Raw genomic sequence first — 15,916 nt, forward strand, 5'->3', positions numbered from 1 at the left:
TGTGCCAGGGATGGCGCCATCCTGGAGGGTGATGGACGCAATGAGCGAATTTGAGGAGCCAGCGGCCGGCAAGGGCAAGCGCCGCCGTGAGCAAACCCCCTTGCAGCGGGCGCTGGGCCTGCTGGTGCGCCGCGAGCATTCGCGCAAGGAGCTTGGCCGCAAGCTGAAGGCCCGGGGCATCGAGGCCGAAGCGGTGGACGCCGCCGTGAACCGGCTGGCGGAGGAGGGCTGGCAGGACGATACCCGCTTCGCCGAAGCGCTGGTCCGCAACCGGGCCAATACCGGCTATGGGCCGTTGCATGTCCGGGCCGAACTGGGCACCCATGGGTTGAGCGGGGAGCAGATCGAGGCCGCGATGGCCACGTTCGAGGGCGATTGGGCGGAGAACGCCCGTGAGCTGGTATGCCGTCGTTTTGGCGAGGACGGCCCGCAGGAGCTGCCACAACGGCGCAAGGCCGCCGACCTGTTGGCCCGGCGCGGGTTTGACGGCAGCTGTATCCGCAGCGCCACCCGATACGATCCAGAGGACTGAGAGGGCTGGGCCTGATACCCTTTCAGGGTTTCGGTTGTCCCGAATTCCCGTGCCCGCCAGGGTGGTCGGGACCCGTCTGCCAGCTTATTGCCAGTCCCCATGAATACACCTGTCAAATTCACTACCTCCCAGATCCGCAGCGATTTCCTCGAATTCTTCAAGAGCAAGGGCCACACCATCGTGCCGTCGGCGCCGCTGGTGCCGGGCAATGACCCGACCCTGCTGTTCACCAACTCCGGCATGGTGCAGTTCAAGGACGTGTTCCTGGGGGCGGAAAAGCGCAGCTACGTGCGCGCGGCCGACGTCCAGCGCTGCCTGCGTGCCGGTGGCAAGCACAACGACCTCGACTCGGTGGGCTACACCGCCCGTCACCACACGTTCTTCGAGATGCTGGGCAACTGGTCCTTCGGTGACTACTTCAAGAAGGAAGCCATCGCCTGGGCGTGGGAGCTGCTGACCCAGGTCTGGAAGCTGCCGGCCGAGCGCCTGCTGGTCACTGTCTATCACACCGACGACGAAGCCCATGCGCTGTGGCGTGACATGGTGGGCATCCCGGAAGAGCGCATCGTGCGCATCGGCGACAACAAGGGTGCACCGTACGCGTCGGACAATTTCTGGCAGATGGCCGACACCGGCCCGTGTGGCCCCTGCACCGAGATCTTCTACGACCATGGTGCGCATATCGCCGGTGGCCCCCCGGGCTCGCCGGACGAGGATGGCGACCGCTTCATCGAGATCTGGAACCTGGTGTTCATGCAGTTCGACCGCCAGCCTGACGGCTCGCTGCAGCCACTGCCGGCGCCGTGCGTGGATACCGGCATGGGCCTGGAGCGCTTGGCGGCGATCCTGCAGCACGTGCATACCAACTATGAAATCGACCTGTTCCAGGCGTTGATCCGCAAGGCCGCCGAGCTGACCGGCACGGCCGACCTGGAGAACAAGTCGTTGCGCGTGATCGCCGATCACATCCGCGCCTGTTCGTTCCTGATCGTTGATGGCGTGTTGCCGTCGAACGAAGGCCGTGGTTACGTCCTGCGCCGCATCATCCGTCGCGCATTGCGCCATGGGTGGATGCTGGGCGTGCGCCAGCCGTTCTTCAGCAGGCTGGTGCCGACCCTGGTCGAGCAGATGGGCGAGGCCTATCCGGAGCTGCCGGCGCAGGTCGATACGGTCGTGCGTGCCCTGCAGGCCGAGGAGGAACGCTTTGCCGAAACCCTCGACGCCGGCATGAAGATCTTCGACGACGTCGCCGCCAAGGTGAGCGATGGCGTGATCCCGGGCGTGGATGCGTTCCGCCTGTACGACACGTACGGCTTCCCGCTTGACCTCACCCAGGACATCGCGCGCGAGCGTGACCTGACCGTGGACACCGACGGCTTCGACGCCGCAATGGAAGACCAGCGCCGCAAGGGCCGCGAAGCCGGCAAGTTCGGCGGTGGCGTGACGCTGTCCGCCGAACTGGTCGCTACGCTGAAACCGACCGTGTTCCTGGGCTACGACCGCCTGCAGGCCGATGGCCTGACCGTGGTCGCGCTGCTCAAGGATGGCCGTCCGGTGGAGAGCGTCCAGGCCGGTGATGAGGTCATCGTGCTGACTGACCAGACCCCGTTCTACGCCGAGTCCGGTGGCCAGGTCGGTGATACCGGTACGCTGGTGGGCAACGGCTTGCAGTTCGCCGTCGGCGACACCCAGAAGTTCGCGGGCCAGTTCCACGGCCATGTCGGTACGTTGAAGCAGGGTGCCCTGAAGATCGGCGACGTGCTGGCCGGGCAGGTGGATGCCCAGCGTCGTGGCGCCACCATCCTCAATCACTCCGCTACCCACCTGTTGCACGCGGCCCTGCGCGAAGTGCTGGGTACCCATGTGCAGCAGAAGGGTTCGCTGGTGGCACCGGATCGCCTGCGCTTCGACTTCTCGCACTTCCAGCCGATCACGGCCGAAGAGCTGGCTGTCATCGAGCGCAAGGTCAACGAGCAGGTGCGTGCCAACAATGCGGCCGAAGTGCACAACATGGGCATGCAGGAAGCGTTGGATTTCGGTGCGATGGCGCTGTTCGGCGAGAAGTACGGCGAGCACGTGCGTGTCCTGAAGATGGGCGAGTACTCGACCGAACTGTGCGGTGGCACGCACGTGTCGCGCACCGGTGACATCGGCCTGTTCAAGATCACCTCCGAAGGCGGTGTGTCCTCGGGCGTGCGCCGCATCGAGGCGGTGACCGGGCAGGGCGCGCTGGACTACGTGGCCGACGAGGAGCAGCGCCTGCACGATGCGGCCCAGTTGCTGGGCGGCAGTGCAGGGGACGTGGTGGACAAGATCCGCCAGCTGGGCGAGCGCCAGAAGAAGCTGGAGCGCGAGCTGGAAGCACTCAAGGCCAAGGTGGCCTCCGGTGCGACCGAGGACCTGGGCGCCTCGGCCATTGAGGTTGGCGGCGTGAAGGTGCTTGCCGCCCGCCTGGAAGGCTTTGACGCCAAGGCCCTGCGCGACGCCATGGACCGCCTCAAGCAGCAACTGGGCGACGCGGTGATCCTGCTGGCGGGCGTGCAGGACGGCAAGGCGGCGCTGGTCGCCGGTGTGAACGGCGCCGCACTGGGCAAGGTCAAGGCCGGGGAACTGCTCTCCCATGTCGCCGGTCAGATCGGAGGCAAGGGCGGCGGCCGTCCAGACATGGCCCAAGGTGGCGGTGAGGATGGTCCGAAGCTCGTGTCGGCCCTTGACGGTGTGCTGGCGTGGATAAAGCCGCATTTGACCTGAACATGAACAGAAATCTGCCTTGAAGGTCTTTGCGCCCTGCCGTTAACATTGGGAGTCTTTTCCCTTTGTCGTGGGGCGCATCGCTTCAAAGCGCGCCAATGCCGGCGGGAAGCCCCCCGGTTCCATGGAGATTCGCAAAAATGTTGATCCTGACTCGCCGTGTAGGCGAAACCCTGATGATTGGCGACTCGGTCAGCGTGACCGTGCTCGGTGTCAAGGGCAACCAGGTACGTATCGGTATCACCGCGCCGAAGGATGTGGCAGTGCATCGCGAGGAGATTTTCCAGCGCATCCAGCGTGGCGATGATGCGGGTGCATCGGGAAGTGAAGAAACTTCCGAATAAGGGTTTACCTTTCACCTCGTTTAACGTTATTCTTCGCGCCCCGCTACGGAATACGCAGCGGGCAAGAAAAACGGAGTGATGCCCGAGAGGCCGAAGGGGCTCCCCTGCTAAGGGAGTATAGGGTCAAAAGCTCTATCGAGGGTTCGAATCCCTCTCACTCCGCCAGTCTAAAAAAGCCCCTTTTCAGGGGCTTTTTTATTGCCCGTGATATTGCCTCGGCGTGCGATGCATGCCGGTATGTTCGAAGCGTGCCGGCTTCGTCTTCATCAGTGCCGAGGGTGGGTTGAGGCGATGCCGTGGTGAATTGCATGCATTGCTTGGGGCATGCCCTTGAGGGCGTTTTCAGGCGGGAGCTTGCATGCGTGGTGCGCACGGCGAAGCATGAAGCGGCAGGGTGCCGTGGTGGCGAGTGGTGCGCTGTCCTGTTGCCTTGCTTGGTGCGCGTCAGGGTGTGCACGACGCCTGCCTGGGTGATGCAGGCGGCCTGGGGTTGTGCGACGGAGCTGTATGTTGCGCGTGGCGCTGTGATCGCGCGCGTCTGAGGGCTGTTTCGTGCCGGGTGCGCGCGGCTGCCTTGCGGCGGCGCGTGCGAGGGAGGGGGGATAGGTAGGGCTGCCCGGACGACGGGCATAAAAAAAGCAGGCTGCGCCTGCTGTTTTTTATTGAAATGGTGCGCCCGGAGAGATTCGAACTCCCGACCGCCTGGTTCGTAGCCAGGTACTCTATCCAACTGAGCTACGGGCGCATATTTCATTAGGTTTTGAAGCATGCAGAATTGAATTCTGCTTTCTGACGTGGTGCGCCCGGAGAGATTCGAACTCCCGACCGCCTGGTTCGTAGCCAGGTACTCTATCCAACTGAGCTACGGGCGCGTCGTCAGGAGCGAGATTATGCGGATATGCTGCGGCTGCGTCAACGCCTTTGTGAAATTTTCTTAATCATCGTGATGAAGCAATGCCGAGGCGACGGCCTGCGGAGATTTCATCCAGTGGAAGTGATCTGCACGGGCGTTGAGCTGGGCCGAAGAGAGTAATTGCAGCGTGCTCGGAGCGGCCGGCATCTTCGCCAACAGGGCGCGCATGGAGCTGGCCGGCGCCAGCCAGTCCGCATCGAACACAACGGCCGCGACCGGCGCCTGGATGCGGCGCAGCCCTGCCTCCAGGTCCGTATCCAGTCCTGCGGCGGCGTAGCGGTTGCTGAGGCCGACGCGGGCCCAATCGCGGATCAGGCCACGGGCCTCGGTACCGCCGAAACCCACGCGACGCCCGGGCAGGGTGCCATTGCGATCGGCGAGCCAGGGCAGGAAGCGATAGGCCAAGGGCAGCAGGTAGCCACGGGGCGGGGGAAAGCTGCGCCACCATGGCGTGCCGCTGGCGACCAGGTAGAGCGCATCCAGTTCGTCGGTCCGTTGGCCGGCGTAACAGCTGCCGAGCTGTCCGCCGAGGCTGTGCCCGCCCAGGCGCATCGGCAGGCCCGGCAGCGCAGCGTGCAGCGCGGCTTCGGCGGCAGGCAGGTCGTGCTGCAGCAGCTCGCGGTAACCCCAGTCCTGGTGGCGGCCCGGGCGCAGGCTGCTGCTGCCGTTGCCACGCCACTCATGCAGGAACACGGCGATGTTGCGTGCCGCCAATGCTTCGGCGAAGGGAAGGTAGTGGCGGGCGGCGACACCCAGGGCGGGCAGCCACAGCAGGCTGGCAACGGGGCGGTCAGGCAACTGCGCCAGCAGTTCGAAGCGGTGCCCATCGGTCGTGGAGACGTCCAAGCGGGCCTCGCCGATCATGCGGAGGGTGCCGCGCCAAAGTGATCCAGCACCATGACCTCGCTGCGGCCGGGCAGGTAGCCGCCGCGCAGGCCGCGTGCGACGTAGTCGATCGCCGCTTCGCAGGCGTTGGCCGCGCTCAGGCCGCGGCACAACTGGGCGGCGATGGCCGAGGCAAGCGTGCAGCCAGTGCCATGGGCGTCCACCGGCAGTCGTGCGTGGCTGAACTCCTCGCTGCTGACACCGTCGAAATAGCGGTCGATGACGCGGCTGCCTTCGTGCAGGTGGCCGCCCTTGAGCAGGACGGCGCCGGCCCCGAGTTGGATCAATGCGGCGGCGGCGTCCTCGGCGTCACCGGCATGGGTGATGCGTCGGCCGAGCAGCAACTCGGCCTCCGGGGTGTTGGGGGTGAGCAGCGTAGCCAGCGGTACCAAGCGTTCGCGCATGGCTTGCAGGGCGCTGTCTTCGAGCAGCTTGGCGCCGCTGGTGGCGACCATCACCGGGTCCAGTACCACGTGGGCGGGACGGCGTTGCTCAAGTACATCGGCGACGAGATGGATCACCTCGGCATTGGCCAGCATGCCCAGCTTGACGGCATGGATGTCGAAGTCGTCGAAGCAGGCGTCGATCTGGGCGCGCAGGAAGCCCGGCGGCGGAACATGCACGGCGGTGACGCCGCGGGTGTTCTGCGCGGTCAGCGCGGCGATGGCCGACAGCCCGTGCACGCGATGGGCGGCAAAGGCCTTGAGGTCGGCCTGGATGCCGGCGCCGCCGCCGCTGTCGGAGCCGGCGATGGTCAGGGCGGAAACGGGCGTGGAAGGAGTCATGCGCCGATTGTGCAGTGTTTGCGCGATGCCTGCCTCAGTGATGCCGGAACAGCGCCCATTGGCGATACAGCACGTAGCCCAGGCCGGTCAGGCCGGTCAGCAGGGCCGGGACCAGCAGCGCGTCGTACTGCCAGCGCACGAACAGCCAGGCGCCGATCACGCCGCCGGCGAGGAAGCCGCTGATGATCAGGCCGCTGAGGGTCAGTCGTCGCAATTGCAGTGGCAGGCCGCGCAGCAGATGCCCGAGGCCGATGCCCAGGTCGGTGAACATGCCGCTGAGGTGGGTGGTGCGCACCACCGCGCCACTGAAGGTGGTGGCCAGCGCGTTCTGCAGGCCGCAGGCCATGGCCGCGGACATCGCGCCCCACACCTGGTGTTGCTTGAACAGGGGAATGGCCAGCAACAGCAGCATCGATTCCAGCGCAAGGGCCACGCCGTAGCGGCGCCCCAGTTGCAGGGTGCTGTCCTGGATGAGCAGCCCGCTGAGCATGGCGCCCAGCGAGAAGGCGATCAGCAGGCCCCAGAGGTGGCCGACGCTGCGCCAGTCGCGCTGGGCCAGTGCCATGCCCAGCTGGCTGGTGCTGCCGGTCAGGTGGCTGACGGCCTGGTGCTCGAAGCCGAGAAAGCCGACCACGTTGACCATGCCGGCAACGCACGACAGTGCGACGGCACCAATCCAGACCCAGGTGGGCAGGCGTATTCCCACGTCCCTCGCACTCAGGGCGTCGCGGGCGGGCCGTTGAACTGCACGTCGGAGAAGCTGCCGGCCTGCGGGTCGTAGACCGCGCCCCAGAACTGGCGACCGCCATCGCAGACGCGGATGGCTTCACGGGCGGGGTTGATCTCGCTGTGGTCCGGCAGCGGGAAGGCGTTGACGTAGATCAGGCGCCTGCCTTCGGATTCGAAGCCGACGTACTGGCGGTTGGACTGCGCGGCATCCGGCACCGAGGCGGACAGCTGCGGCAGGTGGCTTTCCAGCGCATCGACATCGCTGCGGCTGGGGGCCCAGTAGCCGGTTACCGCGCCGGCATGGCGGGCCGGGCTGTCGCGCGAGCAGGTGTCCAGCACCTGCGCGGCGACGACCGGGCGCGTGACCACCCAGGATTGCCCGGCCTTGATCGCGGTCGGCACGAGGGCGCCGGGCTTGACGTTGGACGGGGTGCAGGCGGCCAGCGCGAGGATCGCGCCGGCCGACAGCAGGACATGCAGGTGCTTCACAGGACCTCCGAGGCGTAATCGGCCAGGCGCGAACGCTCGCCCCGGCGCAACGTGATGTGCGCACTGTGCGGCCAATTCTTGAAACGGTCCACCGCGTAGGTGAGGCCGGAGGTGGTTTCGGTCAGGTACGGCGTGTCGATCTGCTCCACGTTGCCCAGGCAGACGATCTTGGTGCCCGGGCCGGCGCGGGTGATCAGCGTCTTCATCTGCTTGGGGGTGAGGTTCTGCGCCTCGTCCAGGATCAGGTAGCGCGACAGGAAGGTGCGCCCGCGCATGAAGTTCAGCGAGCGGATCTTGATGCGGCTGGCGAGCAGGTCGTTGGTGGCCGCGCGGCCCCAGGCGCCGCCCTCCTGGTTGTGGGTGAGTACTTCCAGGTTGTCGGTGAGCGCGCCCATCCACGGCGTCATCTTCTCTTCCTCGGTGCCGGGCAGGAAGCCGATGTCCTCGCCGACGCTGACCGTGGCGCGGGTCATGATGATCTCGCGGTAGCGCTGGGTATCCATGGTCTGGGCCAGGCCGGCGGCCAGCGCCAGCAGGGTCTTGCCGGTGCCGGCGGTGCCGAGCAGGGTGACGAAGTCGATCTCCGGGTCCATCAGTGCGTTGAGCGCGAAGTTCTGCTCGCGGTTGCGCGCGGTGATGCCCCAGACCGAATGCGAGCCATGGCGGAAATCATCCACCAGGCTGAGCACGACGCGGCCATCGCCCTCGACCTTGGCGACCTTCAGTTCCACCTCGTCGTCACCGGGCAGGTAGACGTACTGGTTGGGATGCCAGTCCTCGTCGTCGGTGGCGCGGATCTCGTAGCTGGTGCGGCCCTTGTCGCTCCAGCTGCGCAGGTCGTCGGTGTGCTTCTTCCAGAAGTCTTCCGGCAGTGCGTTGGCGCCGGTGTAGAGCAGGCTGAAGTCGTCCAGCGCGCGGTCGTTCTCGTAGTCCTCCGAGTCGATGCCGGCGATGGCCGCCTTGATGCGCAGGTTGATGTCCTTGGAAATGAACACCACCGGTGTTTCCGGGTGCTGCTCCTTCAGCGCCAGGATCGCGCCGAGGATGGCGTTGTCCGGGATGACCTTGCCAAAGCTCTTGCCGGCATCGAAATGGCTGGTCTGGAAGTACAGGCGGCCGGCACTCTGCGCGCCGCGCAGCTGCAGGCCCTGCGGACGTTGCAGCGGCACGCCCTCGTTGACGCTGTTGATGCCGGCCGCCTCGATCAGCTCGTTGAGGAAGCGGCTCACCTGGCGGGCGTTGCGACTCGCTTCGGTGGTGCCCTTCTTGCCGTTGTCCAGCTCCTCGATCACCTGCATGGGCAGGTAGACATCGTGTTCCTCGAATTTGAACAGCGCGGTCGGATCGTGCATCAGCACGTTGGTATCCAGTACGTAGATGCGCTTGCCTCGGGTCATCGTCGATTCCTGGTGGCGGGACAGGGTCACGCCACCGCGCCTGCGGGGCAGGGCGGTGGCGTGGGTTGGTACGGGAGGTGGGTCACTTGGCTTGGGCGGCCTTCAGGGCGTCCAGCACGGCGTCGGCATGGCCGGCAACCTTGACCTTGCGCCATTCCTGCACGAGCGTGCCGTCGGGCGAGATCAGGAAGGTGCTGCGCTCGATGCCGCGCACCTGCTTGCCGTACATGTTCTTGAGCTTGATCACGTCGAAGGCGGTGCACAGGGCCTCGTCGGCGTCGCTGATCAGCGGGAACTTGAATCCCTGCTTGCCGCAGAAGTTGTCGTGCGACTTGACCGAGTCGCGGGAGACGCCGAACACCTGCGCGCCGGCACGCTTGAACCTGGGCAGCAGGGCGTTGAAGTCCAGTCCCTCGGTGGTGCAGCCCGGGGTGCTGTCCTTCGGGTAGAAGTACAGCACCAGCCAGTGGCCGGCCTGTTCGGCGAGGGTGGTGGTGGCGCCGCCGGACAGGGCCAGCGGGAGGTCGAGGGTCGTGCGGTCCAGGGTGTCGCCGATGTTCATTGGATCCTTTCCGGAGCCTGGGGTAATTCGATTGCAATCACATGAAACGCCGCGCGCCTGTGACGGGCGCGCGAATGTCAGAACTTCATCGGGTCCATGATCGCGTCCAGGTTGAGGTGGTCGCAGAATTCGAGGAAGTCGTCACGCAATGCCGCGATGTGCATGTTGGAAGGCACGCCGATGGTGATCTGCGCGGAGAACATCTCCGCACCGGTCTGCATGGCCTGGTAGCGCGTGCTCTGCAGGTTCTCGATGGTGATGCCCTGGCGGTCGAAGAAGTCGGCCAGCTGGAACAGGATGCCCGGCTTGTCGGCGGCGATCACTTCGACGATGTACGGCAGCAGGTTGGACTGCACCTGCTTGGCGGCGGTGCGGTACCACACCAGCTTCAGGCCTTCCTCGCGCTCCAGGCGCGACAGCATGGCTTCCAGCTTGGCCACGGCATCCCATGAGCCGGTGGCCAGGGTGGTGACCGAGACATCACGGCCGACGGTGGAGAGGCGGGCGTCGACCAGGTTGCAGCCGCTGTCGGCGATGCGACGGGTGACGGACAGCAGGGGGGACTCCGGATGCGTCGTGTAGGCGTTGATCAGGAGGTGGTTTTCAGTCGGCAGCGGCCGCGGCGTGGTGTCGGTCAAGGTGGTTCCGGAATGCTGGAGAGTCTGAACGGCGCCGCTGGCGGCCCGTTCACTGGCGTCCAGCATACTTGCCCCTGCTTTCGACCGGCAAGTAACATGCTTTTGGTCACGAACCCGCCGTCTGGCGGGCTTCTTTACCCCCACGAAGAGCGACGATTCCTTGTCCATTACTGGTCTCATCACCGCGCTGGCCACCCCGTTCAGGGAAGACGGCGCATTGGATCCTGACGCCTGGCAGCGGCTGCTCGCATTGCAGCGCCAGGCCGGCGTGCAGGGCGTGGTCGTCGCCGGCTCCACCGGCGAGGCCGCCACGTTGTCCGACGAGGAGTACGACAGCCTGCTGCGCAGCGCCGTGTCGACCTTCGGCGGCAAAATTCCGGTGATGGCCGGCACCGGCCTGTCCGGTACCGCGAAAACCATCGCGTTGACCCGGCGTGCCGCCGCCAATGGCGCGACCCACGCGCTGGTGGTCACCCCGCCGTACGTGCGGCCGACCCAGGAAGGGCTGCGCCAGCACTACCTGGCGGTGGCCGAGCAGGGCGGGCTGCCGGTGGTGCTGTACAACGTGCCGGGCCGCACCGGCTGCGACCTGCTGCCGGAGACGGTGGCCCAGCTGGCCACGCACCCGAACATCGTCGGCATCAAGGAAGCGGTGGGCGACATGGCGCGCCTGAAGGCGCTGCTGGAGCTGCGCAGCGACACGTTCGCCCTGCTCAGTGGCGATGACGGCACCGCCGCGCGCTCGATCCTGGCCGGTGCCGATGGCCTGGTCTCGGTCGGCTCCAATGTCCTGCCGGGCGCTTACCGGACCCTGTGCGACCTGGCCCGTGCCGGCCGGCACGAGGCGGCCGAGTCCTGGGATGCCCGCCTGCAGCCGTACCACGATTTCTGTGGCGTCGAGTCCAACCCGATCCCGGTCAAGGCGCTGCTGCAGCGCATTGGCATCGGTCACGGGCTGCGCCTGCCGCTGCTCCCGCTTTCCGCGCCGCATCACGCTGCTGCCGACCATCTGGCCGCCGACGTGGGTGCGCTGGAAGAACTATCCAGCCGCTGATCGCAGCGGCCTGAACCTCGGAGATTCACCCATGCGTCAAACCTCTACTGTTCGCGTGCTTTCGCTGGCGTTGCTGGCCGTTGCGACCATTGCCGCCACCGGCTGCCACCGCGGTGCGCGCGGCGATTACGCCCTGGCGCCGGAAGCTCGCCCGCTGGAAGTCCCGCCGGATCTGAACCTGCCCAACACCTCCGGTGCCGCGGCCATCCCGGCGCTGGCCTCGGCCAACAAGCCGGTGGCCGCTTCGCAGGCGAGCGTGGCCTCCTCGCAGAGCGGCTTCACCGCCGCCGGTAGTCGCGACGAGGTGTTCGGCAAGGTGGGTGACGCCCTTGGCGGCATCGAAGGGGTGACCATCGCCAGCCGTGCGCAGCTGCTGGGCTCCTATGATGTCGGCTACGAAGGCAGCAACTTCCTGGTGCGCGTGGTGGCCGTGGATGCCGGTGCCTACGTGTCGGCGGTGGACCCGCGCGGCATGCCGGCGACGGACGCGGCCGCGGTCAAGCTGATCGCCGCGCTGAAGGCCAAGCTGGCCGGCTGAGGCCGGGCCGCCGCCAGCAGCGAAAACGGGCGCCCAGGGCGCCCGTTTTCATAGGGGGAGCTGCGGCGCGATCAGCGCTCGAGTAGCTTCAGCTTGTCCGGCTTGCCGTCCCAGTCGGCGGCGTCGGCCGGCGGGTCCTTGCGCACGGTCAGGACCGGCCACTCCTTGGCGAGCTCGGCGTTGAGGCCGACGAAGACCTCCTGGCCGGCCGGCACGTCGTCTTCCGGGAAGATGGCGTTGACCGGGCATTCCGGCTCGCACAGGGTGCAGTCGATGCATTCATCCGGGTCGATGACCAGGAAGTTCGGGCCTTCATGGAAGCAATCCACCGGGCAGACTTCAACGCAATCGGTGTGTTTGCACTTGATGCAGTTTTCGGTAACGACGAAAGGCATGGCGGGGTCCGGCTTTGAGCCCGGCAATTCTAGTGCAGGATGCCGTGGCAGGGCGGGGGGATGTTCGTTCGCGGCAGGCCGCGGGGCCTGGCAGGGGGGGGCTGGGCCGCAAAACAAAAAACCCCGCAGGGCGGGGCTCTTGATGTATCGCAGACGGAGTTGGCGCTCCCTAGGGGACTCGAACCCCTGTTTTAGCCTTGAGAGGGCCACGTCCTAACCACTAGACGAAGGGAGCGTTTGGTCGCGTCTGGCGAGCGCGCTAGTATATGCACCTGGTTGCCGTTCGGCAATCCCGTAAACCCAATTGGAAGCGCCACCATCAATTCCCCAGTTACAACACCATTCACGCTGCATGTCATCCCGCGCGACCAGCACACCATTTCGCGCAAGGACATCAGCCCCAATGCGCTGCGGGTGCTGTACCGCCTGCGCGAGTCCGGCTTTGGTGCCTACCTGGTAGGTGGCGCCGTGCGCGACCTGCTGGTGGACGGGCGGCCCAAGGACTTCGACGTGGCCACCGACGCCACCCCCGAGCAGGTCAAGCAGTTGTTCCGCAACTGCCGGCTGATCGGGCGGCGGTTCCGCCTGGCCCATGTCGTGTTCGGCCGCGAGATCATCGAAGTGGCCACTTTCCGCGCCAACAGCGATGACGGCAGCGGCGACCGCGAGGTCGAGAACGGCATGCTGGTGCGCGACAACGTGTACGGCAGCATCGAGGACGATGCGGTCCGCCGTGACTTCACCTGCAACGCGCTTTATTACGCCATCGAGGATTTCTCGGTCCGCGACTACGTCGGCGGCTTCGAGGACGTGATGGCCCGGCGCATGCGCCTGATCGGCGACCCCGAGCAGCGCTACCGCGAGGACCCGGTGCGCATGCTGCGCGCGGTGCGGCTGGCCGCCAAGCTGGGCTTCGAGATCGACGGGCCGACCGCCGAGCCGATCCCGCGCCTGGCCACGCTATTGAATGAGGCCGCGCCGGCACGACTGTTCGAGGAAGTGCTCAAGCTGTTCCTGGCCGGCCACGGCGTGGCCAGCTTCGAGGGCCTGGAGCGCTACGGCCTGCTGCAGGTGCTGTTCCCGGAAAGCGCCGCCGCGCTGAAGAGCAACCGTACCGGCGCGTTGCGCCGGATGGTCATCGCCGGCCTGCGCAGCACCGACGAGCGGGTGGCCAACGACGAGCCGGTCTCGCCGGCCTTCCTGTTCGCGCTGCTGCTGTGGCCGGCGTTCTGCAGGACCCTGATCGGGCTGCAGAAGCAGGGCCTGGCCCCGGAAGAGGCGCAGCGTCGCGCCGCCGACCGGGTGACCCTGCACCAGTTGAGCACGATCGCCCTGCCGCGCCGCTTCTCGCTGCCGATGCAGGAGATCTGGCTGCTGCAGTCGCGTTTCGCCTCGCGCCAGCGCAAGCGCGTGTTCCGCACCCTGACCCATCCGCGCTTCCGGGCCGCGTTCGACTTCCTGGTGTTGCGCCAGGTGGCCTCGCCGGAGCATGAGCAGGACATCGTGTTCTGGCAGGAAGCACAGCAGCAGAACGGCCGCGAGCTGGAATCGAGCCTGGAGTCGATCCACGCCGAGGTCGATGCCGAGCAGGACGGCGAGGCGCCGCGTCGCCGCCGCCGTCGCCGCCGGCGCCCCGGCGGCGCGGTATCGGGCGAGTAAGCCACGATGGTGATGGCCTGCATCGGGCTCGGCGCCAATCTCGGCGACGCGCCCGGCACGGTGCGCGCCGCGATCCAGGCGCTGGGCCGGCTGCCGCAGACGCGGCTGCTGGCGGCCTCGCGCCTGTACCGCACCCCGGCCTGGGGCAAGCAGGACCAGCCGGACTTCATCAATGCTGCCGCCGCGGTGGAGACCAGTCTGCCGGCGCCGGAGTTGCTGGCCGAGCTGCTCTCCACCGAACAGGCCTTCGGGCGGATCCGCAACCCGGGCGAGCAGTGGGGGCCGCGGACGCTGGATCTGGACCTGCTCCTCTATGGCGAGCAGGTCATCGACCTGCCGCAACTAACAGTGCCCCATCCCTACCTGTACGAGCGTGCCTTCGCCCTGCTGCCGCTGGCCGACGTGGCACCGCTGGCGCTTATCCCGGGCCATGGAACGGTGCGGGACACACTTGCTGTCATCAAAACCTGCGACATCGCGCCGATAGGGGGATAATGCTCGGCTTATCACCAAGCGTTACCCCCATATGAGCACACACGCAGACAGCAAACCCTGGACCGTCCCGGCCCTGGCCGACGCCAAGCGCAACGGCCAGAAGCTGGTGATGTTGACCGCCTACGACGCCGGCTTCGCCCGCGCCTTCGATGCCAACGGCGTGGACCTGATCCTGATCGGTGATTCGCTGGGCATGGTCGTGCAGGGGCACGATTCCACCTTGCCGGTGACCGTGGCCGACATGGTCTACCACACCCGCGCGGTGTCGCGCGTGCTGCAGCGTGCGCTGCTGGTGGCCGACCTGCCGTTCGGTGCGGATGCGACCCCCGAGCGCGCGCTGGAGGCCTCGCTGCAGCTGCTGCAGGCCGGCGCGGAGATGGTCAAGATCGAAGGTGCCGGCTTCAAGCTGGACATCATCCGCCACCTGGTCGAGCGTGAAATCCCGGTGTGCTCGCACCTTGGCCTGACCCCGCAGTCGGTGCTACGCCTGGGTGGCTACCGCGTGCAGGGCCGAGGTGATGCCGCCCAGCAACTGGTCGATGACGCCAAGGCCGTGGTCGCCGCCGGCGCCAGCCTGCTGGTGCTCGAATGTGTGCCCAGCCCGGTCGCCGCGCGCGTCACCGCCGCGGTCAGCGCGCCGACCATCGGCATTGGTGCCGGGCCGGACTGCGATGGCCAGGTGCTGGTGCTGCACGACTTCCTCGGCCTGGACAGCGGCCATCGCCGGCCCAAGTTCGTCAAGGACTTCCTGGCCGAAGGCGGCTCGGTCGCCGGTGCCGTACAGGCCTACGCCGACGCCGTGCGCGCCGGTACCTTCCCCGACGCGGAGCATGCGTACGCATCATGATCGAGACCGTTACCGACCTTGCCCGGCTGCGTGCCATCGTTGCCGGTTGGAAGCGCGATGGGCTGCGCGTGGGCTTCGTGCCGACCATGGGCAATCTGCATGCTGGCCATTATTCGCTGGTCAAGCTGGCGCGCCAGCACGCTGACCGGATCGTCTCCAGCGTCTTCGTCAACCCGACCCAGTTCGGTCCGAACGAGGATTTCACCCGTTACCCGCGTACCCCGGAGGCCGATACAACCGGCCTTGAGCAGGCCGGTTGTGACGTGTTGTGGCTGCCGACGGTCGAATCGATGTACCCGTTTGGCGTGGGTCTGGCCGCCAATGTCCATGTGCCGGGCGTGAGCGCCCTGCTGGAAGGGGCTTTCCGCCCCGGCCACTTCGATGGGGTCTGCACGGTGGTGAGCCGCCTGTTCAACCAGGTGCAGCCCGACGTGGCCGCGTTTGGCCGCAAGGACTACCAGCAGCTGGCGGTGATCCGTCAGATGGTGACCGACCTGGCATTCCCGATCGAGATCCTCGGCGGCGAGATCGTCCGTGAAGGCGATGGCCTGGCGATGAGTTCGCGCAACCAGTACCTGACCGCGGAGGTCCGTCCGCAGGCGACGGTGATCCGGCGCGTGCTGCTGGCCATGCGTGAGGCCTACCTGGCGGGCGCCACGCGCGAGCAGGTCGAGGCCGAGGGCGCCGCACAGCTGGAAGCGGCTGGTTTCCAGGTGGACTACGCGGTGGTGCGGCTGCCGGATCTGGGCGAGCCGGGGAACAGTCATGACGGTGCCCGCGTGGCGCTGGTGGCCGCCAAGCTGGGCAGCACCCGCCTGATCGACAACGTCGAGTTCTGAATGGGGCAGCAAGGGGACTTCGCCTGTCCCGCCGATGCCTGTTCCTGACTGCCGATGGCGCCCT

17 protein-coding genes and 4 tRNA genes are annotated in these 15,916 nt (G+C 66.8%); 10 read left to right on the forward strand and 11 right to left on the reverse strand.

The window, feature by feature from the left end; translation table 11 throughout:
- Positions 1-40: 40 nt before the first annotated feature.
- From recX to IB227_RS15185, 4 genes are all read left to right on the forward strand, one after another.
- Positions 41-532: a recombination regulator RecX gene (gene recX / locus IB227_RS15170; RefSeq protein ID WP_192288087.1), complete on the forward strand. Its 492-nt coding sequence runs from the start codon at positions 41-43 to the stop codon at positions 530-532.
- 99 nt (positions 533-631) lie between these two features.
- On the forward strand, positions 632-3,283 hold the full coding sequence (alaS, locus tag IB227_RS15175) for an alanine--tRNA ligase (protein WP_192288088.1): 2,652 nt from the start codon (positions 632-634) through the stop codon (positions 3,281-3,283).
- A gap of 140 nt (positions 3,284-3,423) precedes the next feature.
- The gene (gene csrA, locus IB227_RS15180) at positions 3,424-3,627 is read left to right on the forward strand and encodes a carbon storage regulator CsrA (protein WP_132862742.1); all 204 of its coding nucleotides are present in this window, start codon (positions 3,424-3,426) and stop codon (positions 3,625-3,627) included.
- 72 nt (positions 3,628-3,699) lie between these two features.
- A tRNA-Ser gene (locus IB227_RS15185) sits at positions 3,700-3,792 on the forward strand.
- 503 nt (positions 3,793-4,295) lie between these two features.
- Here the strand turns inward: IB227_RS15185 and IB227_RS15190 are convergent.
- The 9 genes from IB227_RS15190 to IB227_RS15230 all read right to left on the reverse strand — a co-directional run bounded on the left by IB227_RS15190 (position 4,296) and on the right by IB227_RS15230 (position 10,025).
- Positions 4,296-4,372: transfer RNA gene (locus IB227_RS15190), tRNA-Arg, on the reverse strand.
- A gap of 50 nt (positions 4,373-4,422) precedes the next feature.
- Positions 4,423-4,499: transfer RNA gene (locus IB227_RS15195), tRNA-Arg, on the reverse strand.
- Between the two features lie 62 nt (positions 4,500-4,561).
- Positions 4,562-5,404 (reverse strand): alpha/beta fold hydrolase, encoded by an 843-nt coding sequence (locus IB227_RS15200; protein WP_192288089.1) that lies wholly within the window; start codon positions 5,402-5,404, stop codon positions 4,562-4,564.
- Positions 5,401-6,210 (reverse strand): bifunctional hydroxymethylpyrimidine kinase/phosphomethylpyrimidine kinase, encoded by an 810-nt coding sequence (thiD, locus tag IB227_RS15205; RefSeq protein WP_192288090.1) that lies wholly within the window; start codon positions 6,208-6,210, stop codon positions 5,401-5,403. Before thiD ends, IB227_RS15200 begins: the two co-directional genes overlap by 4 nt.
- Positions 6,211-6,244: 34 nt before the next feature.
- Positions 6,245-6,916: a YoaK family protein gene (locus IB227_RS15210; protein ID WP_192288091.1), complete on the reverse strand. Its 672-nt coding sequence runs from the start codon at positions 6,914-6,916 to the stop codon at positions 6,245-6,247.
- 11 nt (positions 6,917-6,927) lie between these two features.
- Positions 6,928-7,407: a hypothetical protein gene (locus tag IB227_RS15215; RefSeq protein WP_225591920.1), complete on the reverse strand. Its 480-nt coding sequence runs from the start codon at positions 7,405-7,407 to the stop codon at positions 6,928-6,930.
- 17 nt (positions 7,408-7,424) lie between these two features.
- Positions 7,425-8,825, reverse strand: a complete 1,401-nt coding sequence (locus IB227_RS15220) for a PhoH family protein (protein ID WP_132862792.1) — start codon at positions 8,823-8,825, stop codon at positions 7,425-7,427.
- 82 nt (positions 8,826-8,907) lie between these two features.
- Entirely contained in the window at positions 8,908-9,387 is a 480-nt protein-coding gene (locus IB227_RS15225) for a peroxiredoxin (RefSeq protein WP_192288092.1), read from the reverse strand.
- A 77-nt stretch (positions 9,388-9,464) separates the two neighbouring features.
- A complete protein-coding gene (locus IB227_RS15230) occupies positions 9,465-10,025 on the reverse strand; it encodes a glycine cleavage system protein R (protein WP_132862794.1) in 561 nt (186 codons plus the stop codon).
- Positions 10,026-10,185: 160 nt separating this feature from the next.
- On the opposite strand from IB227_RS15230, the gene dapA reads away from it, so the two are divergent.
- Positions 10,186-11,079: a 4-hydroxy-tetrahydrodipicolinate synthase gene (dapA, locus tag IB227_RS15235; protein ID WP_192288093.1), complete on the forward strand. Its 894-nt coding sequence runs from the start codon at positions 10,186-10,188 to the stop codon at positions 11,077-11,079.
- Positions 11,080-11,110: 31 nt separating this feature from the next.
- Positions 11,111-11,617, forward strand: a complete 507-nt coding sequence (locus IB227_RS15240) for a hypothetical protein (protein ID WP_132862796.1) — start codon at positions 11,111-11,113, stop codon at positions 11,615-11,617.
- Positions 11,618-11,688: 71 nt separating this feature from the next.
- Here IB227_RS15240 and fdxA read toward each other — a convergent pair whose 3' ends face one another.
- On the reverse strand, positions 11,689-12,012 hold the full coding sequence (gene fdxA, locus IB227_RS15245) for a ferredoxin FdxA (RefSeq protein WP_132862797.1): 324 nt from the start codon (positions 12,010-12,012) through the stop codon (positions 11,689-11,691).
- Between the two features lie 160 nt (positions 12,013-12,172).
- Positions 12,173-12,247, reverse strand: a tRNA-Glu gene (locus IB227_RS15250).
- A gap of 68 nt (positions 12,248-12,315) precedes the next feature.
- On the opposite strand from IB227_RS15250, the gene pcnB reads away from it, so the two are divergent.
- The 4 genes from pcnB to panC are packed head-to-tail and all read left to right on the forward strand — an operon-like array spanning position 12,316 to position 15,852.
- On the forward strand, positions 12,316-13,671 hold the full coding sequence (gene pcnB / locus IB227_RS15255; RefSeq protein ID WP_192288203.1) for a polynucleotide adenylyltransferase PcnB: 1,356 nt from the start codon (positions 12,316-12,318) through the stop codon (positions 13,669-13,671).
- 6 nt (positions 13,672-13,677) lie between these two features.
- Positions 13,678-14,166 (forward strand): 2-amino-4-hydroxy-6-hydroxymethyldihydropteridine diphosphokinase, encoded by a 489-nt coding sequence (gene folK, locus IB227_RS15260; RefSeq protein WP_192288094.1) that lies wholly within the window; start codon positions 13,678-13,680, stop codon positions 14,164-14,166.
- A 31-nt stretch (positions 14,167-14,197) separates the two neighbouring features.
- Positions 14,198-15,013: a 3-methyl-2-oxobutanoate hydroxymethyltransferase gene (gene panB / locus IB227_RS15265; RefSeq protein ID WP_132862799.1), complete on the forward strand. Its 816-nt coding sequence runs from the start codon at positions 14,198-14,200 to the stop codon at positions 15,011-15,013.
- Positions 15,010-15,852 carry a pantoate--beta-alanine ligase gene (panC, locus tag IB227_RS15270; RefSeq protein ID WP_192288095.1) on the forward strand — a complete coding sequence of 281 codons (843 nt, stop codon included), beginning with the start codon at positions 15,010-15,012 and terminating at the stop codon, positions 15,850-15,852. The genes panB and panC overlap by 4 nt, the downstream gene beginning before the upstream one ends.
- The last annotated feature ends 64 nt before the right edge of the window (positions 15,853-15,916 follow it).

The organism is Stenotrophomonas sp. STM01 (assembly GCF_014852135.1).
GTDB lineage: Bacteria > Pseudomonadota > Gammaproteobacteria > Xanthomonadales > Xanthomonadaceae > Stenotrophomonas > Stenotrophomonas capsici.

Coding starts and splice junctions, on each gene's coding strand:
- fdxA (WP_132862797.1), bottom strand. CDS start 12,012: ATGCCTTTCGTCGTTACCGAAAACTGCATCAAGTGCAAACACACCGAT.
- recX (WP_192288087.1), top strand. CDS start 41: ATGAGCGAATTTGAGGAGCCAGCGGCCGGCAAGGGCAAGCGCCGCCGT.
- IB227_RS15240 (WP_132862796.1), top strand. CDS start 11,111: ATGCGTCAAACCTCTACTGTTCGCGTGCTTTCGCTGGCGTTGCTGGCC.
- thiD (WP_192288090.1), bottom strand. CDS start 6,210: ATGACTCCTTCCACGCCCGTTTCCGCCCTGACCATCGCCGGCTCCGAC.
- panC (WP_192288095.1), top strand. CDS start 15,010: ATGATCGAGACCGTTACCGACCTTGCCCGGCTGCGTGCCATCGTTGCC.
- IB227_RS15225 (WP_192288092.1), bottom strand. CDS start 9,387: ATGAACATCGGCGACACCCTGGACCGCACGACCCTCGACCTCCCGCTG.
- IB227_RS15200 (WP_192288089.1), bottom strand. CDS start 5,404: ATGATCGGCGAGGCCCGCTTGGACGTCTCCACGACCGATGGGCACCGC.
- IB227_RS15220 (WP_132862792.1), bottom strand. CDS start 8,825: ATGACCCGAGGCAAGCGCATCTACGTACTGGATACCAACGTGCTGATG.
- alaS (WP_192288088.1), top strand. CDS start 632: ATGAATACACCTGTCAAATTCACTACCTCCCAGATCCGCAGCGATTTC.
- csrA (WP_132862742.1), top strand. CDS start 3,424: ATGTTGATCCTGACTCGCCGTGTAGGCGAAACCCTGATGATTGGCGAC.
- panB (WP_132862799.1), top strand. CDS start 14,198: ATGAGCACACACGCAGACAGCAAACCCTGGACCGTCCCGGCCCTGGCC.
- folK (WP_192288094.1), top strand. CDS start 13,678: ATGGTGATGGCCTGCATCGGGCTCGGCGCCAATCTCGGCGACGCGCCC.